This window comes from Fructilactobacillus fructivorans (assembly GCF_001434095.1).
Classification (GTDB): Bacteria; Bacillota; Bacilli; order Lactobacillales; family Lactobacillaceae; genus Fructilactobacillus; species Fructilactobacillus fructivorans.
This window is the reverse complement of sequence record NZ_AZDS01000003.1, coordinates 1-19,342: the sequence shown is the minus strand read 5'-3', so window position 1 is coordinate 19,342 and position 19,342 is coordinate 1. Positions and strand designations below refer to the sequence as shown.

General features: G+C 40.0%; 17 protein-coding genes, 5 tRNA genes and 1 pseudogene. 4 read left to right on the top strand and 19 right to left on the bottom strand.

Going from position 1 to position 19,342, the window contains the following annotated elements; all coding sequences use genetic code 11:
* Nucleotides 1-4: 4 nt before the first annotated feature.
* Nucleotides 5-541, bottom strand: a complete 537-nt coding sequence (locus FC73_RS03540) for a dCTP deaminase/dUTPase family protein (RefSeq protein ID WP_010021764.1) — start codon at nucleotides 539-541, stop codon at nucleotides 5-7.
* Nucleotides 542-699: 158 nt separating this feature from the next.
* On the opposite strand from FC73_RS03540, the gene rpiA reads away from it, so the two are divergent.
* A complete protein-coding gene (gene rpiA, locus FC73_RS03535) occupies nucleotides 700-1,389 on the top strand; it encodes a ribose-5-phosphate isomerase RpiA (RefSeq protein ID WP_010021762.1) in 690 nt (229 codons plus the stop codon).
* Nucleotides 1,390-1,484: 95 nt separating this feature from the next.
* On the opposite strand, the gene FC73_RS03530 is transcribed toward rpiA, so the two are convergent.
* From FC73_RS03530 to FC73_RS03520, 3 genes and pseudogenes are all read right to left on the bottom strand, one after another.
* Complete coding sequence (locus tag FC73_RS03530) at nucleotides 1,485-2,156, bottom strand: 2,3-bisphosphoglycerate-dependent phosphoglycerate mutase (protein ID WP_010021761.1); 672 nt, start codon at nucleotides 2,154-2,156, stop codon at nucleotides 1,485-1,487.
* A gap of 23 nt (nucleotides 2,157-2,179) precedes the next feature.
* Nucleotides 2,180-3,045, bottom strand: a pseudogene (locus tag FC73_RS03525) (DMT family transporter).
* 159 nt (nucleotides 3,046-3,204) lie between these two features.
* The gene (locus tag FC73_RS03520; protein ID WP_010021757.1) at nucleotides 3,205-4,152 is read right to left on the bottom strand and encodes an AEC family transporter; all 948 of its coding nucleotides are present in this window, start codon (nucleotides 4,150-4,152) and stop codon (nucleotides 3,205-3,207) included.
* A gap of 187 nt (nucleotides 4,153-4,339) precedes the next feature.
* On the opposite strand from FC73_RS03520, the gene FC73_RS03515 reads away from it, so the two are divergent.
* Nucleotides 4,340-5,494, top strand: coding sequence for an LCP family glycopolymer transferase (locus tag FC73_RS03515; RefSeq protein WP_010021756.1), 1,155 nt, complete (start codon nucleotides 4,340-4,342; stop codon nucleotides 5,492-5,494).
* A 47-nt stretch (nucleotides 5,495-5,541) separates the two neighbouring features.
* Here FC73_RS03515 and FC73_RS03510 read toward each other — a convergent pair whose 3' ends face one another.
* The 7 genes from FC73_RS03510 to FC73_RS03480 all read right to left on the bottom strand — a co-directional run bounded on the left by FC73_RS03510 (nucleotide 5,542) and on the right by FC73_RS03480 (nucleotide 13,186).
* A complete protein-coding gene (locus FC73_RS03510) occupies nucleotides 5,542-6,984 on the bottom strand; it encodes a catalase (RefSeq protein ID WP_010021755.1) in 1,443 nt (480 codons plus the stop codon).
* Between the two features lie 149 nt (nucleotides 6,985-7,133).
* A tRNA-Leu gene (locus tag FC73_RS03505) sits at nucleotides 7,134-7,219 on the bottom strand.
* Nucleotides 7,220-7,275: 56 nt separating this feature from the next.
* Nucleotides 7,276-8,163 carry a homoserine kinase gene (gene thrB, locus FC73_RS03500; protein ID WP_010021754.1) on the bottom strand — a complete coding sequence of 296 codons (888 nt, stop codon included), beginning with the start codon at nucleotides 8,161-8,163 and terminating at the stop codon, nucleotides 7,276-7,278.
* Between the two features lie 6 nt (nucleotides 8,164-8,169).
* Complete coding sequence (locus FC73_RS03495; protein WP_010021752.1) at nucleotides 8,170-8,619, bottom strand: SprT family protein; 450 nt, start codon at nucleotides 8,617-8,619, stop codon at nucleotides 8,170-8,172.
* A 12-nt stretch (nucleotides 8,620-8,631) separates the two neighbouring features.
* Nucleotides 8,632-10,800, bottom strand: a complete 2,169-nt coding sequence (locus tag FC73_RS03490) for a Tex family protein (protein WP_010021750.1) — start codon at nucleotides 10,798-10,800, stop codon at nucleotides 8,632-8,634.
* A gap of 70 nt (nucleotides 10,801-10,870) precedes the next feature.
* Nucleotides 10,871-11,710: an ammonia-dependent NAD(+) synthetase gene (gene nadE / locus FC73_RS03485; protein ID WP_010021749.1), complete on the bottom strand. Its 840-nt coding sequence runs from the start codon at nucleotides 11,708-11,710 to the stop codon at nucleotides 10,871-10,873.
* Between the two features lie 9 nt (nucleotides 11,711-11,719).
* Complete coding sequence (locus FC73_RS03480) at nucleotides 11,720-13,186, bottom strand: nicotinate phosphoribosyltransferase (RefSeq protein ID WP_010021748.1); 1,467 nt, start codon at nucleotides 13,184-13,186, stop codon at nucleotides 11,720-11,722.
* An 84-nt stretch (nucleotides 13,187-13,270) separates the two neighbouring features.
* On the opposite strand from FC73_RS03480, the gene FC73_RS03475 reads away from it, so the two are divergent.
* Nucleotides 13,271-14,005 carry a WecB/TagA/CpsF family glycosyltransferase gene (locus FC73_RS03475; RefSeq protein ID WP_010021746.1) on the top strand — a complete coding sequence of 245 codons (735 nt, stop codon included), beginning with the start codon at nucleotides 13,271-13,273 and terminating at the stop codon, nucleotides 14,003-14,005.
* Between the two features lie 36 nt (nucleotides 14,006-14,041).
* On the opposite strand, the gene FC73_RS03470 is transcribed toward FC73_RS03475, so the two are convergent.
* The 4 genes from FC73_RS03470 to FC73_RS03455 all read right to left on the bottom strand — a co-directional run bounded on the left by FC73_RS03470 (nucleotide 14,042) and on the right by FC73_RS03455 (nucleotide 16,589).
* Complete coding sequence (locus FC73_RS03470; RefSeq protein WP_010021745.1) at nucleotides 14,042-14,743, bottom strand: GntR family transcriptional regulator; 702 nt, start codon at nucleotides 14,741-14,743, stop codon at nucleotides 14,042-14,044.
* Between the two features lie 69 nt (nucleotides 14,744-14,812).
* Nucleotides 14,813-14,884, bottom strand: a tRNA-Gln gene (locus FC73_RS03465).
* A gap of 8 nt (nucleotides 14,885-14,892) precedes the next feature.
* A tRNA-Tyr gene (locus tag FC73_RS03460) sits at nucleotides 14,893-14,975 on the bottom strand.
* A 129-nt stretch (nucleotides 14,976-15,104) separates the two neighbouring features.
* Nucleotides 15,105-16,589: a peptide MFS transporter gene (locus FC73_RS03455; RefSeq protein ID WP_010021744.1), complete on the bottom strand. Its 1,485-nt coding sequence runs from the start codon at nucleotides 16,587-16,589 to the stop codon at nucleotides 15,105-15,107.
* Between the two features lie 127 nt (nucleotides 16,590-16,716).
* On the opposite strand from FC73_RS03455, the gene mscL reads away from it, so the two are divergent.
* The gene (gene mscL, locus FC73_RS03450; RefSeq protein ID WP_029327112.1) at nucleotides 16,717-17,082 is read left to right on the top strand and encodes a large-conductance mechanosensitive channel protein MscL; all 366 of its coding nucleotides are present in this window, start codon (nucleotides 16,717-16,719) and stop codon (nucleotides 17,080-17,082) included.
* Between the two features lie 37 nt (nucleotides 17,083-17,119).
* Here the strand turns inward: mscL and glnA are convergent, their stop codons facing one another.
* The 4 genes from glnA to FC73_RS03430 all read right to left on the bottom strand — a co-directional run bounded on the left by glnA (nucleotide 17,120) and on the right by FC73_RS03430 (nucleotide 19,307).
* Nucleotides 17,120-18,460, bottom strand: coding sequence for a type I glutamate--ammonia ligase (gene glnA, locus FC73_RS03445; protein ID WP_010021741.1), 1,341 nt, complete (start codon nucleotides 18,458-18,460; stop codon nucleotides 17,120-17,122).
* Between the two features lie 12 nt (nucleotides 18,461-18,472).
* On the bottom strand, nucleotides 18,473-18,856 hold the full coding sequence (locus FC73_RS03440) for a MerR family transcriptional regulator (RefSeq protein WP_010021739.1): 384 nt from the start codon (nucleotides 18,854-18,856) through the stop codon (nucleotides 18,473-18,475).
* A 249-nt stretch (nucleotides 18,857-19,105) separates the two neighbouring features.
* A tRNA-Thr gene (locus FC73_RS03435) sits at nucleotides 19,106-19,178 on the bottom strand.
* 56 nt (nucleotides 19,179-19,234) lie between these two features.
* Nucleotides 19,235-19,307 (bottom strand) — tRNA-Asn (locus tag FC73_RS03430).
* Nucleotides 19,308-19,342: the final 35 nt, after the last annotated feature.

Below are 19,342 nucleotides of genomic sequence, written 5' to 3'. Positions count from 1 at the left end.
CTAACTATTTGCCAGAAGAGCCAAATCCCCCATTTCGAGTTAATTTTGGTCCTTCATCTTTGTCCGCCAATAAATAAGGCATGAAGATTCCTTGTCCAATTCGGTCACCCTTCTTGATCTTGCGATCAACGATGCCGAAATTTAAAATCTGGACAAAAATCTCCCCCTCATCACTTTCATTATTATAATAATCAGCATCAATGACACCAATCCCATTAGGAATCACTAAGTTTCGTTTAAGTGGATTACTCGAACGATTTGCGATAATCAACACTTCGTTTGGTTGCATGTAAGCCTTGATTCCGGTTGGAACCAGAAACGGTTTTAAGGCCTTTTCTGAATCCATGATAGCTTGCTGATCTAAATTCTTTTGTGCCTTGATAATGGCAAACGCATGCACCAAACCGGTTTTCCAGATTGATGGGATGGTCATGTCACAAGCACTGGCAAAGTCATAGCCAGCTGCTTTTTCCGTTGCTCGTTTTGGTAACGTTAAATTTTCGTTCTGATATTTTGAAACAATTTCAAAGCCTCTTAGCATAATCGATTACCTCTTCATTTATCAAAAATTCCTATTATTATTTTACCAGTCTTTTCTAAAATTTGACATTGCTTGACAAAATCATGAAGACCAGTGAAAATTAATATTAGTAGTCAAGTTACTGAAAGTAACGACTTAATTTGAAGGGGAACAATCAAATGAATTCAGCAGATCAGCGAGAGTTAAAGAAACACGTTGGAAAAGAAGCTGTTAAACACGTTAAGGATGGAATGGTCTTAGGTCTTGGATCGGGAACCACCATCAAGTACATGGTAGATGCTCTAAGCGAACGCATTAAGAACGAAGGCTTAGACATTATTGGGGTACCAACTTCTAACAAGACTAAGCGTTATGCTGAAAGTCTTGGGATTACCACCAAGGACGTCGACAAAGTCGATCACATTGACCTCACCATTGATGGGGCTGATCAGATCGATAAGAACTTCCAAGGAATTAAGGGTGGCGGTGCAGCGCACTTGATGGAAAAAATCGTGGCCATTAACTCTGATCGTAATATGTGGATTGTTGATGAAAGTAAGATGGTTAAAAAGCTCAACTATCCACTTCCACTTGAAGTAATTCCATACGGTAGTGGTCAACTTTATCGCCGCCTTAATCGAATGGGACTTCATCCAAAGTTCCGTCAAAGTGGTCATGGAGGAAAGTTAACGACTGATTCCGGTGATTACATCATCGATCTTGGACTACCAGAGATCACCACCCCAGTTCAACTAGGTGAAAAACTCGATAGTATGACCGGAATTGTGGAACATGGTTTGTTCCTAAACATCGTTAATACCATTATTGTTGAACATGCTGACGGTCCCGAAACAATCGAAGCCCGTTAGATTCGAGAAATTACAAGAATAATTACGCCAAGTCTTAACAATCTTAGCCAATAAAAAGGACGAAAACTTAAGTAAAAGTTTTCGTCCTTTTTATTTTACTTCAGATACGTTTTATCCAAAATGTCTAAATCAGGATCAAAGGTATAGATGATAGGACGACCATTTTTAACTTCGACTCCATCAATTCCCTTATCACTAATGTTTTCTAAGTATTTAATTAACGCTCGTAGAGTACTTCCGTGAGCTACTACCAATTGATTTTTGCCATCGAGAAGTCGAGGAGCAATCTCATCCTGCCAATATGGAATCATACGATCATAAGCCATTTTAAGACTTTCTGCTGGCGGTTCAACCACTCCCAGTCGTCGATACTTTCGCACCGGCGGGACTTTGTCTAATTTCGGTGGGACCGCATAAAAACTCCTTCGCCACTTCATAAACTGGGTATCTCCTACCCGTTTTCTAACTTCTTCTTTATTTTGGCCCCTTAATGCACCATAATGCCGCTCGTTTAAGCGCCAACTCTTGTGTTCAGGAATAAAATCCTGATCAATCACATCTAGGACAATCTCCGCGGTAACAATAGCACGTTTTAAAACGGAAGTATGGACGTCACTGAATTGAATCCCGGTTTCTTTTAACCGTTTGCCAGCTTTAATTGCCTCTTCAGCACCCTTTTTAGTTAGTGGGACATCACTCCATCCAGTAAAGGTATTAGTGTGATTTGCGACACTTTCGCCGTGTCTCATAATTACTAATTTACTCATCCAATCGCCTCAATAAACTAAGATTACTTACTTTCCTCAATCGTCTTGTCATTTAACATGGTGGCATCGGTCTCCTTGTAGCGTTCTCCGATAAAGGTAACCACGGAACCAATCAAAATGATCACGATCCCGACTACGGTTGGCTGATCTTCTCACCAACAAAAATCATGGCTAAGATTGGTGCCAAACCAGGTTTTATGAAGAATACTAGGGAAGCAATAGAAACCCCGGACTCCTGCATGGCCAAGAAGTAGAAGGCAAATCCACCACCAGTCACACAAACTCCAATAAAAAACAAAATCCAAAAGTTTTGTAAGTTAACATCTTTCAAAATGGGAATGGCAGCGAACTGGTTTAGCCATCCCACCGTTTTCATTCCGCTAGCAACAGCAGGAATGTTGGTAATCAATGATAGAACAAAAAGTTCAAAAGAACCAGCAATAAATGTAAAACAGGTAATGGTTATCCCATCTAAATTCCTTTTAACCGAACAGGATTGTGACAAAATACTATAGAAGCCAAAGGTAACCGCCGACAGAAGGGATAAAATAATTCCAACTGGATTAGTCAGATTAAACGGATTGACAATCACAATTAACCCAATAACGGAAATAATAAGCGAAATTAAATTTGCTCGGCCAATTCGTTCGTGCAAAATGAAGTAGGCAAAAATAACTGCAAACACTGGATTACAACTAAACAAAACGGCCACAATGGCTGGTTTATCATAAACAATGGCTAACTGATACAAAGTCATGCTGATAACCACACATGCAAATCCGGTAAACGCAAAGGCTTTCCAGTCATCTAGATTAAGCTTCCGCCGTCTTTTATGTAACTCATAAAAGGCAAATGGCAACAATACTGCCCCACCAATGAAGAATCGCAGTAAATTTAACTAAATTGGATTAAACTCACTGCCAGCAACCTTTAAGGCAATCTCCATCGAACTAAACATTAACGTTGAAATTAAAACATATATCACTGATTTTTTCACTTTACACTACTACTCCCATTCTTTACTTGTCTATTTTTCAATTGACTCGTCTTAATGGATCTGTTGTACGATCACCATTAAAATGGGTAAAACAATCAAACTGATGATGGTCGTCTCAGTAACCATCAATGAAGCGTAATCGGCGTCCGCACCATACTTTCTGGCAACAATTGGAGCATTTGTCATAACTGGCATGGCCGCTTGCATGATAAAGACCTGTTTCATTAAAATTGGCATTCCAGTTGGAATTACCAAGAGCGCCATGAGGGATGGCGAAATGATAAACCTTCCTAGTAAGATCCCCCAATTGGAAGCACTCAAATCGAACTTGGCAAGATTGACATTTGCCATTGAAATTCCAGTGAACATCATGGAAAGTGGAATTGTCAAGTTCCCAACGTATTGAAAATCACTCATTAAGAAACTAGGGAGTTTGATCCTAAGAAGGACCAATATGACCCCAATAATGAATCCTAGAAGTGGCGGCGAAAGGATCTTCCCGATTGTCTTTTTCCAATCAAACTTGGAATTGGCATCCCCGTCCATTTGAATCAGGTAAACTCCAATGGTCCAGAAAAACGTCGTGTTGGCCATGTAGTACACCAGAACGTATGGGAGACTTTGTGCTCCAAACAACGCCATATTAACCGGCAAACCAACAAAGACCGTATTAGAATTTAAAAACATCGATTCAAACAAGCCGCGGTGATACTTTTTAATGCGAATAACTCGTGCAATTGCCACAGAAATGCCGAACATGATCAACATACTTACCACGGGAAACCGCAAATCTGGCAAGGTTGAAAGTAGAGTATCAGCCGTAAAATCATGACCAATGGTATAAATCATGTAACACGGTAAGGCAACATCAATCACCAATTTTACAATTAAGTTCGTGGAATCATCGTTGAACCAGTGCCGTTTTGCCAAAACAAAACCAAGTATAATCATGATTAACACGATTAGTATTCCTGAAATACTTTTAAAAAAGATCCCCATTAGACCATCCTATTCCTATAAATTTAACTTAATTTATTGTACCATATGATTTTGTGCTATTAAAGACTACTATAATGGGACAATATGGTTATATTAAAATATACTAAAAAGTTAAGAAATAACTAGCGTTTGTCTTCAAAACTGCTATATAATTTGAACCAGTATTAATAATAAGTGGGGGCTACACATGTCAAATAACGATAACAATAATGACAATTATCAATCACGTAATCGTCGGTCAGGTAATCCACACTTTGCGGAGCCACAATCCGAACCCGCCGTTGATTACGATGAAGAACCACACCATCCAATCGCATGGACCTTTATGGCCATCGTCTTACTAATTGTCCTCATTGGACTAGCGTTCGGATTTCGAGCTTATACGCAAGCACGTCATTCGTTTGGCGGAACGTTTCAAGATGATGGCATTGGAAAATCACGAAACGTATCTGGGATCCTCAAAAAAAGAAAGCCCTTTTCCATCCTATTGATGGGAACTGATACAGGGGCACTAGGAAGACACGACGTCGGTCGTACTGACACAATTATCGTTGCCACCGTTAATCCACAAAAAGAAACTACTTACCTAACCAGCATCCCTCGTGATACTAAGGTGGTTGTTAACGGCGATTCCCAACCATACGAAAAAATTAACGCAGCTTATACCATTGGCGGTCCTAAAACTGCCATTTCTACCGTCCAGGATCTTCTTAACGTTCCCATTGACTATTTTGCCATTGTTAACATGGGCGGATTAAAACAGATGGTGAATTCGGTCGGTGGAGTGGACGTTAAACCACCACTCACATTCAAATACGGCAATGCAAACGTAGTTAAAGGCAAAATGACCCACCTAGATGGAGACCAAGCCCTTGACTATTCCAGAATGCGTGACGATGATCCAAAGGGTGATTACGGTCGTCAACAACGACAACGTCAAATTCTGGAAAAGCTGGTGATGAAGGGAATGGGAATTTCTTCCATTCCTAGGTACCAGCAAATTCTTGAATCACTAAACGGAAATCTCAAGACTGATCTGTCATTTGATGACATGATTGCGATAAGAGCCAAGTATGGTCCCGCTACTCATCACATTAAGTCGGAAACATTACAGGGAAATGAAGCAATGATTAATGGAATTAGTTACCAAGTAGCTCAACCCGATGAGTTAATGAACGTTTCTAATCATATTCGGACAACTTTGAATCTTGATCCTGCTAAGGGATTAACTTCCAAGCAGCAACAAACTAACTCCCCTAATAATGGAAATGGCGGGGACCAAGCTAATAATCAAGACTCAAGTGGTAACTCTGGTTCCACTTCAACCATACCAGCATACTAAAAAGCACTTCACGTAACGTGAAGTGCTTTTTATTTTAATTTAATTTTTTATCTAATTTCATTTAAATCAAGGCCTAATGCTTTAGCAACCCGAGTTCCATATTCAGGATCAGCCTTATAAAACTGTCTAGTCTCCAGAACCTTAATCTCATGGTTATTAACGGAACCTAAAGCGCCCTTGATGGTCTGAATCAAACGATCTTGTTCTTCAGGCTTCATAACATGGTAAAGCTTTCCAGCCTCACTATAATAATCGGTATCGTAAGGTTTAAAGGCACCAGTTTCACCCTCGACCTTATCAGGACTGATTGAAGCACTGAGATCTTCAACTGGACCGCCCTTACTATTTGGCTCATAGTTAACCGATCCGTCTTGTCCTTGTGCCATTAAGCCATCTCGTTCATAGTTATGAACACCATCAACAGGACGGTTGACCTTAAGCTGTTCATAATTAGCTCCTAAACGGTATCGCTCAGCATCCTTGTAGGCAAACAAACGTCCCTGTAACAGTTTATCTGGACTAGCTTCGATTCCAGGAACTAGGTTAGCTGGTGAGAAAGCTAATTCCTCAACGTCGTCAAAATAGTTAGTTGGATTTTGATTAAGGGTAAATTCACCAACTTCTTGCAATGGGTAATCTTTATGAGAAACAACTTTAGTGACATCAAAAATGTCAGGCTGATAGTCAATTCCAGCTTGATATGGAAGAATTTGGACGTAAACCTTCCATGTTGGATAGTTCTTTTGTTCAATCGCATCGTACAGGTCATGAATAAGGTAATCCGTATCCTTAGTAGCTGCTTTAGAGGCCTGCTCATTCGTCATGTTTTTAACACCTTGTTGACTAATAAAGTGATACTTAACCCAAAATGGAGTTCCTTCTTTATTAACCCACTTATAGGTGTGACTACCATAACCATTCATGGTTCGGTAACTAGCCGGATTGCCACGATCACCCATCAAATAGGTTACCTGATGAACTGATTCCGGTGAATGAGACCAGAAGTCCCACTGCATTTCTTGAGAACGCAAGTGAGTCTTAGGATCACGTTTTTGAGAATGAATAAAATCAGGAAACTTAAGGGGATCATTTACAAAGAATACCGGAGTATTGTTTCCGACAATGTCATAATTGCCCTCTTTGGTGTAAAACTTCAACGCAAATCCACGAACATCCCGCACTGTATCAGGATAACCAGCTTCTCCTGCAACCTGAGAAATTCTGATTGTCATCGGGGTTTCCTTCCCCTTTCCGTTAAAGATGTCAGCCTTAGTGTACTTGCTCATATCATGAGTTAGTTTAAAAACACCCTTGGCACCAGCACCCTTAGCGTGGACAACTCGTTCTGGAATTCGCTCACGATTAAAGTGAGCTAACTTTTCCAGCAGTTGATAGTCTTGCATTAAAACTGGGCCACGAACCCCAGCAGTTTGTGAATGTTCATTGTTGGCCCATGGTTGGCCAGCTTCAGTTGTTAATTTATCTGTCATAATCACACCATCCCTTGATAATTAATTAATATACCCACTTCTTTAAGTTAATCATAGCGCGCTGAAAGTCAATCAAAGGAACCTAAAAGCCAAAAAATAACACCTAATCTTAAGAAAGATTAGGTGTTATTTGAATCATCATTCAATTATGCGGCCAAGAAGACTCGAACTTCCACCGGGATAAATCCCGACAAGATCCTTAATCTTGCGCGTCTGCCAATTCCGCCATGGCCGCATTGCTACAATAAACATCATAGCAAATTTAACGACGAAGCGCAATGAATTTTTGAATTAATCTTCACCACGAATGGTAGCACCATCACGATCAAGGTCAATTAACCGACATTTTCCGTCCAACTGATCGTTATTTTCAATCTTGCTTTGTAAGGTCGTTAAGTGATCATAGTCACCTAACGTAATGATTGAGGAACCCACTCCACTAATGTAGGTTCCATAGATTCCTAATTCATGAGCGGTTTGTTGAATAACCTTAAAGTCTTTAAAGTCATTTCCCTGACCGGTTCGAATCAGACTATCAGCTTCAACCATATGAGCAGCCTTATCCCAATCTTTTTGCATCAAAGCAGCAACAAACACATTCGAAGCACTACTGGTTTGGACCTCTTGGGCAAATTTAATTTCCTTAGGAAAACGTTCCATCCCCTTCTTTTGGGTAATTTTCTCGTTTCTGATAAAGACCAAGGCTTGCATTTCGTCAGGCATGTGAGCTTTTACCACGTCTGTCTTACCATCTTCATAATGAGAGATGGTAATGTCACCTAAAATTGCCGAAGCGATGTTATCCGGATGACCTTCCATCCGACTACCAATGTTAATCTGATCATTAACAGATAAGTTCATATTTTCAAGTTTGTTGGCAATCTTAATTCCCGCTGCAATTGCCGTAGTGCTCGAACCTAGTCCTTTTTCAAGCGGAACATCTGACATTACCGTTAGTTGGTGGGGCATAATCTTAGGATTAACCTTCAAAATAGTTTGAACCACTAAGTTCTTGTCGTCGTGAGGGACTGAATCACCAAAAGCGTGGTTAACCCGCCATTTTTCCGTCTCTTCTTCAACAATAACCGTGTAATACATGTGAAGAGCCAGTCCGATTGAACTATATCCGTTTCCAACGTTTCCTGAGGTTGCAGGAACTCTAACAATAATTTTTTCCATGATATTTCACTCCTTTTTAACTAATTTTAGCTTACCACGACATTTACTACATACAAAGCGGGAAATATTTACCCGTCGCTTACGTCGATAGATCTGACCACAATTCGTACACTGGTAAAGATAATAAATTGTCGATTTTGCTTTTAAATTAGGGGCATATCTACTCCCACCGACAGCTTTAAGTAACTGCTTAAATTCTTTAGAACGATGATTAGCCGAGTAACCAGCTAGGTGTAAATGATAATGAACCAGCTCATGCTTAATGATTCCAATCAGTTCATCCTTTGAAATCACGTCTGCCATTTTTCGATTAATATCAATATTATGATCTTTTAAGTGATAACGACCACCCGTTGTTTTCAGGCGACCATTAAAATAAGCCCGATGCTTAAACGGTTTTCCAAACGACTCTAACGAAATTCGTTCAACTAACTTCTGTAATTCATCATCTTGCAACTGGCCCCGCTCCTATTCTGGTCCCACCATTGAAAGTTGGATCCGTTTTCGATCAAGGTCAACGTCTAAGACCCAAACATCAACAATATCACCAACGGAAACGACCTTCGCCGGATCCGAGATAAACTTGTGACTCATTTTAGAAATATGAACCAGACCGTCCTGCTTTACTCCAATGTCAACAAATGCTCCAAAATCGGTTACGTTTCGCACCGTTCCCTGTAATTTCATTCCGGGTCTTAAATTATCAATCTTCATGACGTCTGATTTCAAGAGGGGCTTAGGCATGTTATCCCGTTGATCCCGTCCTGGATTCTTAAGACTAGTCAGAATATCGGTCACAAGTTGTTGATCAATTGATAATGATCGGGACAATTGTACTGGATCAGCTTTTTCGAGCTGTTTCTTGCCATCTTCAGAACTAAAATCATCATGGGTTAATCCCAATTCACTTAAAATTTGCTTAGCTTCTGGATAACTTTCTGGATGAATATCAGTGTTATCCAGTGAATTTTTACCGTTGATAATGCGCAAAAAGCCAACCGACTGCTCAAAAGCTTTTGGTCCAAGTCGCTTAACCTTTTTGAGCTGATTACGATTCGAAAACATACCATTTTCATCCCGATACGTCACAATATTTTGGGCAATTGCCTTTGAAAGACCCGAAACATGTTCTAAAAGGTCCGGGCTCGCGGTATTCAAGTTCACCCCAACTTGATTAACCGCCGTCTCAATCACTCGGTCCAACTGATCATCGAGATTACTTTCAGAAACATCGTGTTGATACTGACCAACCCCAACCGCCTTAGGATCAATCTTGATTAGTTCCGCAAGTGGATCCTGTAAACGACGTCCGATGCTAATTGCAGACCGTTCCTCAACGTGTAAATCTGGAAATTCTTTTCTGGCATTGTTACTAGCGGAGTAAACGGACGCTCCTGCTTCATTAACAATTACGTAATGAACCGGATAATTAATCTTCTTAATGGCATCCGCCACAAACTGTTCTGACTCACGGGAAGCCGTTCCGTTTCCAATCGCAATCATTTCAACGTGATAATGTTTAATTAAATCAATGAGTTGTTGCTTTGCATGGGCCTGCTCGGAAGCAGTGGCTGGTTTGGTTGCTTTAATAATTTTCTTGGTTAAAAATTTACCACTAGCGTCAATCACAGCAAGTTTACATCCCGTTCGATAAGCTGGATCAAATCCTAGTACTACTTTCCCCTTGATGGGCGCCTGCATCAATAAGTGATACAGGTTTCTACCAAACACTTCAATGGCATGTTTTTCGGCCGTATCAGTCATGTTGGAACGAATTTCACGTTCAATGGCAGGACCAATAAACCGCTTGTAAGCATCTTTTCCAGCTTCTTTTACGAACTCCACAGCTGGCCCCTTATGATTACCAACCACATGGAAATCGATGTAATGAATGATGGCATTCACATCAACATCCAGTTTCACGTTTAAAACCTTGGCTTTTTCACCACGGTTAATGGCCAGAATTCGATAACTCGGAACTGCTTTTGCTCGTTCACTAAAGTCATAGTAGTCACTATAAACGCCACCATCATCATTTTTCTTTCCCTTGGTTTTAACCTTAGTCACTAAAATGGCATTCTTGAGGGTATAATTTCGAATCCACTCTCTAAGCTTAGCGTTATTACCAATTGCATCAGCGATAATTTCATGGGCTCCGTCTAAAGCATCATCAGTTGAATCAACGTTCTGCTCATTATTTACAAATTTTTGCGCCAACTGGGCTAAGGGTTGATTACGAAAATGTAAAATGGCAGCTGCAAGTGGCTCTAACCCATGTTCTTTAGCAACCGTAGCCTTGGTCTTACGCTTCTGTTTGTATGGAAGGTAGAGATCTTCAACCATTTGCATGCTTTCTGCGTTTAAAATTTCATTCTTTAGCTGTGAGGTTAATTGTCCCTCTTCATCAATCTTTTTAATGACTTCGGTTTTTCGATGACTGAGTTTCTCTAATCGTTTGTAGGTATCTTCGAGTTCCCTAATCTGAACTTCATCTAAGTTTCCGGTTCGTTCTTTTCGATAACGGGCGATAAAGGGAACGGTATTTCCATCATCTAACAGTTTTAGGGTGACTTCAATCTGTCGTTTTGAAATGTGGGGTAAGGCCCCGGCAGTTTTGTCAACTAACGTTTTATCCATCTCTTAATCATCTTCCTTCAAAGAAAAACTCCATTAAATAATTAACGGAGTTTAGTACACTTACATTTACTTATTTCCAAAATGTGTCATAAACATTAATTGGAAGGTGACGCTTATGTTGGGTTTTCAAATACCAGTTTTCAATGACTTGAGCTGCGTCTGAACTAATATCTTTCCCCTCCAAGAAGTCATCAATATTTTTATAACTGACCCCTAGTGCCTTCTCATCTGGAAGTGACGGACGGTCGTCCTCGAGATCAGCCGTTGGGGTCTTCTCGTAAAGGTGTTTAGGAGCACCAAGATATTCCAACAAAGCGCGTCCTTGACGCTTGTCTAAACGCCAAATAGGAACAATATCTGAAGCTCCATCCCCAAATTTGGTATAAAATCCAGTAACCGCCTCGGCAGCATGATCAGTTCCAAGGACAATTCCTTGATTGGCACCAGCAATCGTAAACTGAGCAATCATCCTAGTTCGAGCCTTAATGTTACCCTTATTAAAGTCTGAAATAGAATCACCATTGGCTTCCACCGCTTTCACCATCGAGTCAACCGATGCCTTGATGTTGACACGTTCCACACGATCAGCATCCATGAAATCAATGGCTTCCATCGCATCGGATTCATCAGCCTGTTCACCATAAGGAAGTCGAACGGCAATGAATTGGTACTCCGTATCTTCCGTTTCCTCCCTTAACTCGTTCATGGCCATGGCGGCTAATTTTCCGGTTAAAGTCGAATCTTGCCCACCAGAAATTCCTAGCACAACCGACTTAATAAAGGAATTCTTTTGAACGTAATTCTTGATAAAATCAACGCTACGACGAATCTCGGTTTCTGGATCAATCTTTGGATGCACCTTTAAATCATCAATAATTTGTTTTTGAAGTTGTTTTTGCTTTTCATCCATCGTACTCACCTACTCTAATTTTTGTTCAACCCCATTATGAATCTGATTAATCAAATTCATCTTGTGATCCCAAGCTTTCTTAGAAAGGTCAACCGGATAATCTTGTGGATTAAGTTGACGCTTGTATTCAGGCCACAAAGCTCCGAGTGAGTCCGTGGCATGTTGCTTGGTATCTTCTAATGATGGCAAAGAATAAACCTGTTTTCCATCTTTAAAAATATCTTTAAGGAGTGGCTTAGCATTAAAGTTTTTAATGGTCTTATTGATGTAAGTGAAATGGGGATGAAACATGAACAATGACGACTGTTCTTGTGGATCTTCCCCAGCAAGGGTGATGTAATCACCCTCGGACTTCCCATCATCTTTTTCAGTGATTCTCCAAACCTGCTTCTTTCCAGGAGTTGAAACCTTTTCAGCATTGTTAGAAAGCTTGATGGTATCAACCATGTGACCCTGTTCATCCTCAACTGAAACCAGTTTGTAAACTGCTCCCAGTGCGGGTTGATCAAAGGCCGTAATTAACTTGGTTCCAACTCCCCATGAATCAATTTTAGCATTCTGCATCTTCAAACTGCTAATGGTATACTCATCTAAATCATTGGAAGCGACGATCTTGACGTCTTTAAAACCAGCGTCATCCAGCATTTCTCTAACTCGTTTGGATAGATAAGCCATATCACCGGAGTCAATTCGAACTCCCTCAAAGTTAATTTTATTACCCATCTTTTTAGCAACCTTAATGGCATTAGGAACTCCACTTTTGATGGTATCAAAGGTATCTAACAAAAAGGTGCAGTTCTTATGCGTCTGAGCATATGCCATGAAGGCATCGTAGTCATTTCCAAACGATTCGATCAACGAGTGCGCCATTGTTCCACTAACCGGAATGCCGAATTCTTTACCAGCTAACACGTTAGAAGTGGCATTAAAACCACCAATGTAAGCAGCTCGCGTTCCCCACAGTGCGGCAGAAACTTCTTGAGCTCTTCGACTACCGAATTCCATTAGCGGATCATCACCCGCTATCATACGAATCCGGGCAGCCTTAGTTGCAATTAGTGTCTGGTAGTTCACCATGTTTAAAATGGCAGTTTCAACCAACTGGCACTCCGCAATCGTTCCCTCAACTTGGACGATTGGTTCATTGTTATAAACCAGGTCACCTTCAACCGCCGAACGAACGGTTCCGGTAAATTTAAAGTTCCGTAAGTAATCCAAAAATTCATCGGAATAATCTCCAACTGATTTTAGATAATTAATATCGTCTTCGGTAAAGTGAATGTGATTAATGTACTCAATGATATGCTTTAATCCAGCAAACACGGCGTAACCATTTCCAAATGGCATGTCTCTGAAAAACACTTCAAAAACCGCATGGCGATTTTGCATGTGTTTCTCAAAGTAAGTTGCCATCATATTGATTTCATAATCATCAGTGTGTAAAGTTAAATTATCAGGATCTCTTAATGTTGACATTTTTAAATCTCCTTTAGCTAGAAGCTAAGACACTGTTACTTAAGTCACATTGTATCACAAATTCAACCTAAGGAAGGATATCAAATGACCCCTAAATTTAAGACCACCGACATCGTCTCAATTCCCTTTGTTAACACGACTTTCAATGATTTTATGAGGACAATTGAAGCTCGTATTAATGATCACAAAAACACGTTTGTGGTAACGGCTAATCCAGAAATTGTGGTGTATGCGGATCATCATCCTCAATACCAAAAAATTCTGAAATCAGCCACTTATGTCGCTCCAGATGGAATTGGAATTATTAAAGGAGCCCAAATGTTGAATGATCCCATTCCCGAAAGAATTACCGGTTATGATATTTTTTGCCGCTTATTAGAATGGGGTAATCAGAACAACAAATCAGCGTACTTTCTGGGCGCTAAACCAGAGGTGGTGTTTGACCTCCGCAAAATTCTAGCGGTTAACTACCCCAATTTAAACATTGTTGGAATGCAGGATGGTTATTTCAAAAATGAAACTCCCATTGTTAGCACCATCGAAAGTCATGATGTTGACATGATCTTTGTGGCCACTGGATTCCCCTTCCAAGAGGAGTTCATTGAGAAGTACAGAAACAAAAACAACGGCTTATGGATTGGCGTTGGTGGTAGTTTCGACGTGCTCGCTGGTCACACCCAAAGAGCGCCACAATTTTGGATTGATCATCACATTGAGTGGTTGTATCGCCTAATCAAGCAGCCCACCCGTTTCAAACGGATGCTAGCAATTCCAGAATTCTTAAAATTAGTTAGAAAACAAAAAAAGGATGAGAAATAATCTCATCCAGAGCGGATCCACTTGCGGGTCCGTTTTTTATTTATTTAAATAAAACTCAAATCGTTCGGCCGCATACTGAGTTTGAACAAATTCAAATGGTTGCTGATTTTGGAGATAGGAAATCTGCTTTAATTTTAGGATTGGGGCCTTTGCATCAATGTCAAGTAACTCTGCAATCCGATCAGTAGCTAAAATGGCCGAGATAAACTGTTTCGCACTTCTTGGACGAAGGCCCTTCTTATCCTCTAAAGAACGATACAGAGAACTTGAGACATCTTCTTCACTTAATCCTTCGACCATGGAAGCATTAACCGCCGCCACCTCGTAACAAATTGGTACCTCATCACCATAGCGAATCCGATTCATGCGCAGCACTCGATCATCCTGACTAAGTCCCAGGACGGAAGCTTCCTTAAAGGTTGGTTCCACAATCTTATACGATAGCGTTTTAGTGGAGGGTTGTTTGCCTTGTGCCAGCATGATGTTAGTAAAGCTCGTGACTCCTGACATCTTCTCTTGCACCTTTTGATTGGTAACATATGTTCCTGATCCGGCCACACGTTTTAAAATACCATCCTCAACAAGCGCTTGCACAGCCTGTCTAAATGTCATCCGACTAACCCCATACTGTTCGGACAATTTCCTTTCAGAAGGAATTCCGGTCCCTACTTTCCAGCTCCCATTCTCAATCTTGTTCTTGATATCATCGTGAATCTTAATATAAACAGGTACTGTCATAATTACTCCTACCTTGGTATAAAAAAATCGACTAACATCTGTTAGTCGATTTTACACCAATAATTAGTATTGGGCTAGCTGGGTTCGAACCAGCGCATCACAGGATCAAAACCTGTTGCCTTACCACTTGGCTATAGCCCAAGAATTAATGGAGGGGAGTGGATTCGAACCACCGAACCCGAAGGAGCGGATTTACAGTCCGCCGCGTTTAGCCAGACTTCGCTACCCCTCCATAATAAATGAGTAATTCGTAGCAACGAATCAACGTTTATTATATTACACGGAAATGATGGTTTCGTCAACACCTTTTTTGCAAAAAATAAAAGACGCTAACTTTACAGCGCCTTTCATTATCGTGATTTTAATTGACTCCATCCATTAACTTCTTAACTGGTTTGATCATCAATAGTAAGACAACCCCAAATGCGATGGCAACCAGTCCAACAATCCCGAAGTATGCAATTTCATGTCCAGGAGTATAGAACTTAACAATTTGTGAGTTAACGGCCTGACCAGCAGCATCAGCTAAGAACCACATACTCATCATCTGTGACTCAAATGCCTTAGGAGCAAGTTTAGTGGTAACTGATAAACCAATTGGAGAAATCAACATTTCAGCAATTTCAACAATGGCCCAACTACCAATTAACCAAAGTGGACTAACCTTAGCAGATGATCCAAACAAGAAGATTGGAATGATCATGAATAAGTATGACAGTCCGGCGAAAAACATTCCCCAAGTAAACTTAGCTGGTGAACTTGGTTCATCTTTTCTCTTTGCAAGATAGGTCCACAAGAATGCAAAGAGTGGTGTATAAATCATAATAAATAATGGGTTTAATGACTGATACCACGTTGCATTAATATGAAGAAATCCTAAGTTATTATTAGTCTGATTTTCAGCAAATAAAGCTAAAACAACTGATCCTTGTTCTTCAATTGCCCAGAATACCGCCGCAGCGATAAATAATGGGATGTAAGCTAAGACCCGTGAATGCTCGGTCTTCGTAACCTTCTTACTCCGCAAAATAACAACAAAGTAAATAATGGGAGTTAAGATTGCAATGATACTTAATAACAAAACAAAGTTATCAATGCTCAAAACCTTGAAGTACCACATTCCTGCGATGATAGCAGCAAAGACAGCTAAGCCACCAATGATTTCAAGAACTAACCGATTTAAATCGTCTGGTTCTAAGGGATCACTTGGATACAAGCCATCGATACTCAAAGTCTTTTTACCACTGAAGTAGTAGTAAATTAAAGCAAAGAACATTCCAATCGCAGCCAGTGAGAACCCAGCGTGGAAGTTAAAGTCCATTCCAACGGTTCCGACTAGGATTGGAGCTATAAATGATCCTAAGTTAATTCCAAAAACAAAAATCGTAAATCCGGTATCTCGCCTTGGATCATTTTCACCATACAGAGCACCAACCATTTCAGAAACATTTGGTTTTAAAAGCCCAGTACCAACGGTGATTAATACGATCGAAATAAATAATGCTCCGGCGCCAAATGGTAACGACAAGACCACGTGACCAAACATGATTAAAATTCCACCGTATAGAACGGTCTTTCGACTACCCCAGACCCGGTCACTTAGATAACCACCTAAAACTGAGGTTAGAAATACCAGTGAACCGTAAATCGCCATAACTGAAGCTGCGGTGGTTGGAGAGAATCCTAATCCACCCTTTGCAACTGAGAAATACATGTAGTACAGAAGAATTGCACGCATCCCATAGTAACTAAATCGTTCCCACATTTCAGTGAAGAACAGTGTTTGCAGCCCCTTTGGCTGTCCAAAGAACGCATGGTCGAGACTTTTCTCGCCTTGTCCGTCCATAAAATCTCCTCCTGTCAATCTTTTAACAATTATCAGAAATAATACCATTCTTGATTTTCATTTACAATCATATTTCGACAAAAAATTTGTTAGAATAGTGATTATCAAGGAAAAGGAAGTAGATATGTTGTTTAAGGAATTTAAAGAATTTATATCACGTGGAAATGTTATCGACATGGCCATTGGAATTATCGTTGGGTCTGCCTTTACTTCCATCGTAACGTCATTGGTTAATAATATTTTTAATCCGTTTATTGGCCTATTCTTAGGAAAAATCGATCTTTCATCTCTGGCAATTACCGTTGGTAAGGCGAAGATAAAGTATGGGTTGTTTCTAAATTCGGTAATTAATTTCTTATTGATTGCTTTTATAGTGTTTTTATTAATTAAATTCATTAATAAATTATCTAACAAAAAACAAGAAAAGAAGGCTCAAGAACCGAGCCTTACTGATCAATATCTTGCAGAAATTATTAAACTGCTTAAAAAATAAATTTCCCTTTAAACATCAACAAAAAGTTGATGTTTTTTTATAGCATATCCAAGTATCTGTCTCGTTCCCATTGAGAAACGTTTTGTCTGTAAGCATTCCATTCCATGTTTTTAGCGTCCAAATAGTTTTGGTACATGTGAGGACCCATGGCCTTCTTCATGAGTGGATCGGCTTCATAGGCTTTTAGTGCGTTATGAAGAGTAGAAGGTAAGTTTTCAATGTGGTCTAACTTACGTTCCTGACCATCCATGTGGTAAATGTTACGGTCAATTGGTTCACCTGGTTCAATTTTATTCTTGATTCCATCTAATCCAGCTTCAAGAATTGAAGCAATTGCTAAGTATGGGTTAGCTGAAGGATCAACACTTCTAAGTTCAAGTCTAGTACTTAAGCCACGGCTGGCTGGAACTCGAACTAATGGTGAACGGTTGGATGCAGACCATGCCACGTAGACAGGAGCTTCAAATCCAGGAACTAGACGCTTGTATGAGTTAACGATTGGGTTACATACGGCTGTTAATGCCTTAGCGTGCTTTAAAAGTCCACCTAAGAAGTAATATGCCGTTTGTGACAACTGAAGGTCACCATCTTTATCGTAAAAGACGTTATCGCCATCTTTATCAAATAATGACATGTTAATGTGCATTCCTGATCCGTTAATACCATTTAAGGGTTTTGGCATAAAGGTTGCATATAAGCCGTATTTTCTAGCAACGGTTTTCACAACTAACTTAAAGGTTTGGATGTGGTCAGCAGTTACAACCGCATTATCATACTGGAAGTCAATTTCATGTTGGCCAGATGCAACTTCATGATGAGAAGCTTCAACCCGAAAGCCCATGTTTTCAAGTTCTAAAACCATATCACGACGAATGTTGGCTGCCAGATCCATTGGTGCAAGGTCAAAGTAACTTCCATGATCATTTAATTCAGTAGTAGGGTTACCCTTATCATCCATCTTGAATAGGAAGAATTCAGGCTCTGGACCAATGTTAAAGTTGGAAAAGCCCATTTCTTTCATTTCACCAAGAACACGAATCAAGTTGTTTCTTGGATCACCAGCGAATACTTCGCCATCTGAAGTATGAACACTACATGTTAGACGAGCAACTTTGCCGTGTTCATCACCCCATGGAAATACCATCCATGTTGAGAGATCTGGGATAAGATACATATCACTTTCCTCAATGCGAACGAATCCGTCAATTGAAGAACCATCAAACATAATCTTCCCATCCAATACCTTGTCCAATTGGTTAACGGGAACTTCAACATTTTTGATGCTACCCATTAAATCAGTGAACATTAATCTGATAAATCGTACATCTTCATCTTTTACCATCTGGCGAATGTCGTCTTTTGTATAATCATGTACCATAAGTAATCTCCCTTATTTTAAATACTTGCCTTGTTGCTTTAAATCAGAATCATCATACAAGCGTCCAGCCTTTAAAATATCGTCCTTTAAATACTCACGCACATCTTCATCACTAAGTGATTGATTACTATCATGTAAAGCTTTTCGACGACGTTGTTTTTCAAAAACTCGCTTAACCTGAGCAATTGTCATTCCCTCAACTAAATAGTTGTGAATTTCAAGAATTTGATCGACGTTTTCTAATGAATATAAGCGTCGGTTCCCTGAGGTTCGTTTAGAATGAACAAGGCCCTGATCATCGTAATATCTTATTTGTCTGGATGATAAGGAAGTAAGCTTCATCACGGTTCCCATTGGGAGAACCGCCAAGGATTTCCTTAATACTTTCTCACTCATATGCATATCTCCCTGATATGAGACCATTCTATTCGTTATTGGTATAAGCGTCAATATAGTATGTCATAAAAAGTAACATACAATTCAAGTTATTCTAAAAATTAAGGCTAATTAAAAAGGCATCAGAGATTAAATAATCTCTGATGCCTTCATTATGTATATGGATCATTTAATCCATTATTATTTTTATTCACTCGTATTTCTATGTCGGAATTCAAACGTCATTAAGAATGAATAAAACAAGATTTATGCCGGCTGCAGGATTTGAACCTGTGACCCTCGGTTTACGATACCGATGCTCTACCAGCTGAGCTAAGCCGGCAAAATGACGATAAATTAAAAGTGCTAACGACAATTGTTGTTAGCACTCGGACATAGCTCCGGCAGGCGGGCTCGAACCGTCGACAACCTGATTAACAGTCAGGTGCTCTACCAACTGAGCTATGCCGGAATAATCGCGTGGCAACGTCCTACCCTTGCAGGGGG

Excerpts from the sequence above, each read along its gene's own strand:
- FC73_RS03540 (WP_010021764.1), bottom strand. The coding sequence starts at position 541 with ATGCTAAGAGGCTTTGAAATTGTTTCAAAATATCAGAACGAAAATTTA.
- rpiA (WP_010021762.1), top strand. The coding sequence starts at position 700 with ATGAATTCAGCAGATCAGCGAGAGTTAAAGAAACACGTTGGAAAAGAA.
- FC73_RS03530 (WP_010021761.1), bottom strand. The coding sequence starts at position 2,156 with ATGAGTAAATTAGTAATTATGAGACACGGCGAAAGTGTCGCAAATCAC.
- FC73_RS03520 (WP_010021757.1), bottom strand. The coding sequence starts at position 4,152 with ATGGGGATCTTTTTTAAAAGTATTTCAGGAATACTAATCGTGTTAATC.
- FC73_RS03515 (WP_010021756.1), top strand. The coding sequence starts at position 4,340 with ATGTCAAATAACGATAACAATAATGACAATTATCAATCACGTAATCGT.
- FC73_RS03510 (WP_010021755.1), bottom strand. The coding sequence starts at position 6,984 with ATGACAGATAAATTAACAACTGAAGCTGGCCAACCATGGGCCAACAAT.
- thrB (WP_010021754.1), bottom strand. The coding sequence starts at position 8,163 with ATGGAAAAAATTATTGTTAGAGTTCCTGCAACCTCAGGAAACGTTGGA.
- FC73_RS03490 (WP_010021750.1), bottom strand. The coding sequence starts at position 10,800 with ATGGATAAAACGTTAGTTGACAAAACTGCCGGGGCCTTACCCCACATT.
- nadE (WP_010021749.1), bottom strand. The coding sequence starts at position 11,710 with ATGGATGAAAAGCAAAAACAACTTCAAAAACAAATTATTGATGATTTA.
- FC73_RS03480 (WP_010021748.1), bottom strand. The coding sequence starts at position 13,186 with ATGTCAACATTAAGAGATCCTGATAATTTAACTTTACACACTGATGAT.
- FC73_RS03475 (WP_010021746.1), top strand. The coding sequence starts at position 13,271 with ATGACCCCTAAATTTAAGACCACCGACATCGTCTCAATTCCCTTTGTT.
- FC73_RS03470 (WP_010021745.1), bottom strand. The coding sequence starts at position 14,743 with ATGACAGTACCTGTTTATATTAAGATTCACGATGATATCAAGAACAAG.
- FC73_RS03455 (WP_010021744.1), bottom strand. The coding sequence starts at position 16,589 with ATGGACGGACAAGGCGAGAAAAGTCTCGACCATGCGTTCTTTGGACAG.
- glnA (WP_010021741.1), bottom strand. The coding sequence starts at position 18,460 with ATGGTACATGATTATACAAAAGACGACATTCGCCAGATGGTAAAAGAT.
- FC73_RS03440 (WP_010021739.1), bottom strand. The coding sequence starts at position 18,856 with ATGAGTGAGAAAGTATTAAGGAAATCCTTGGCGGTTCTCCCAATGGGA.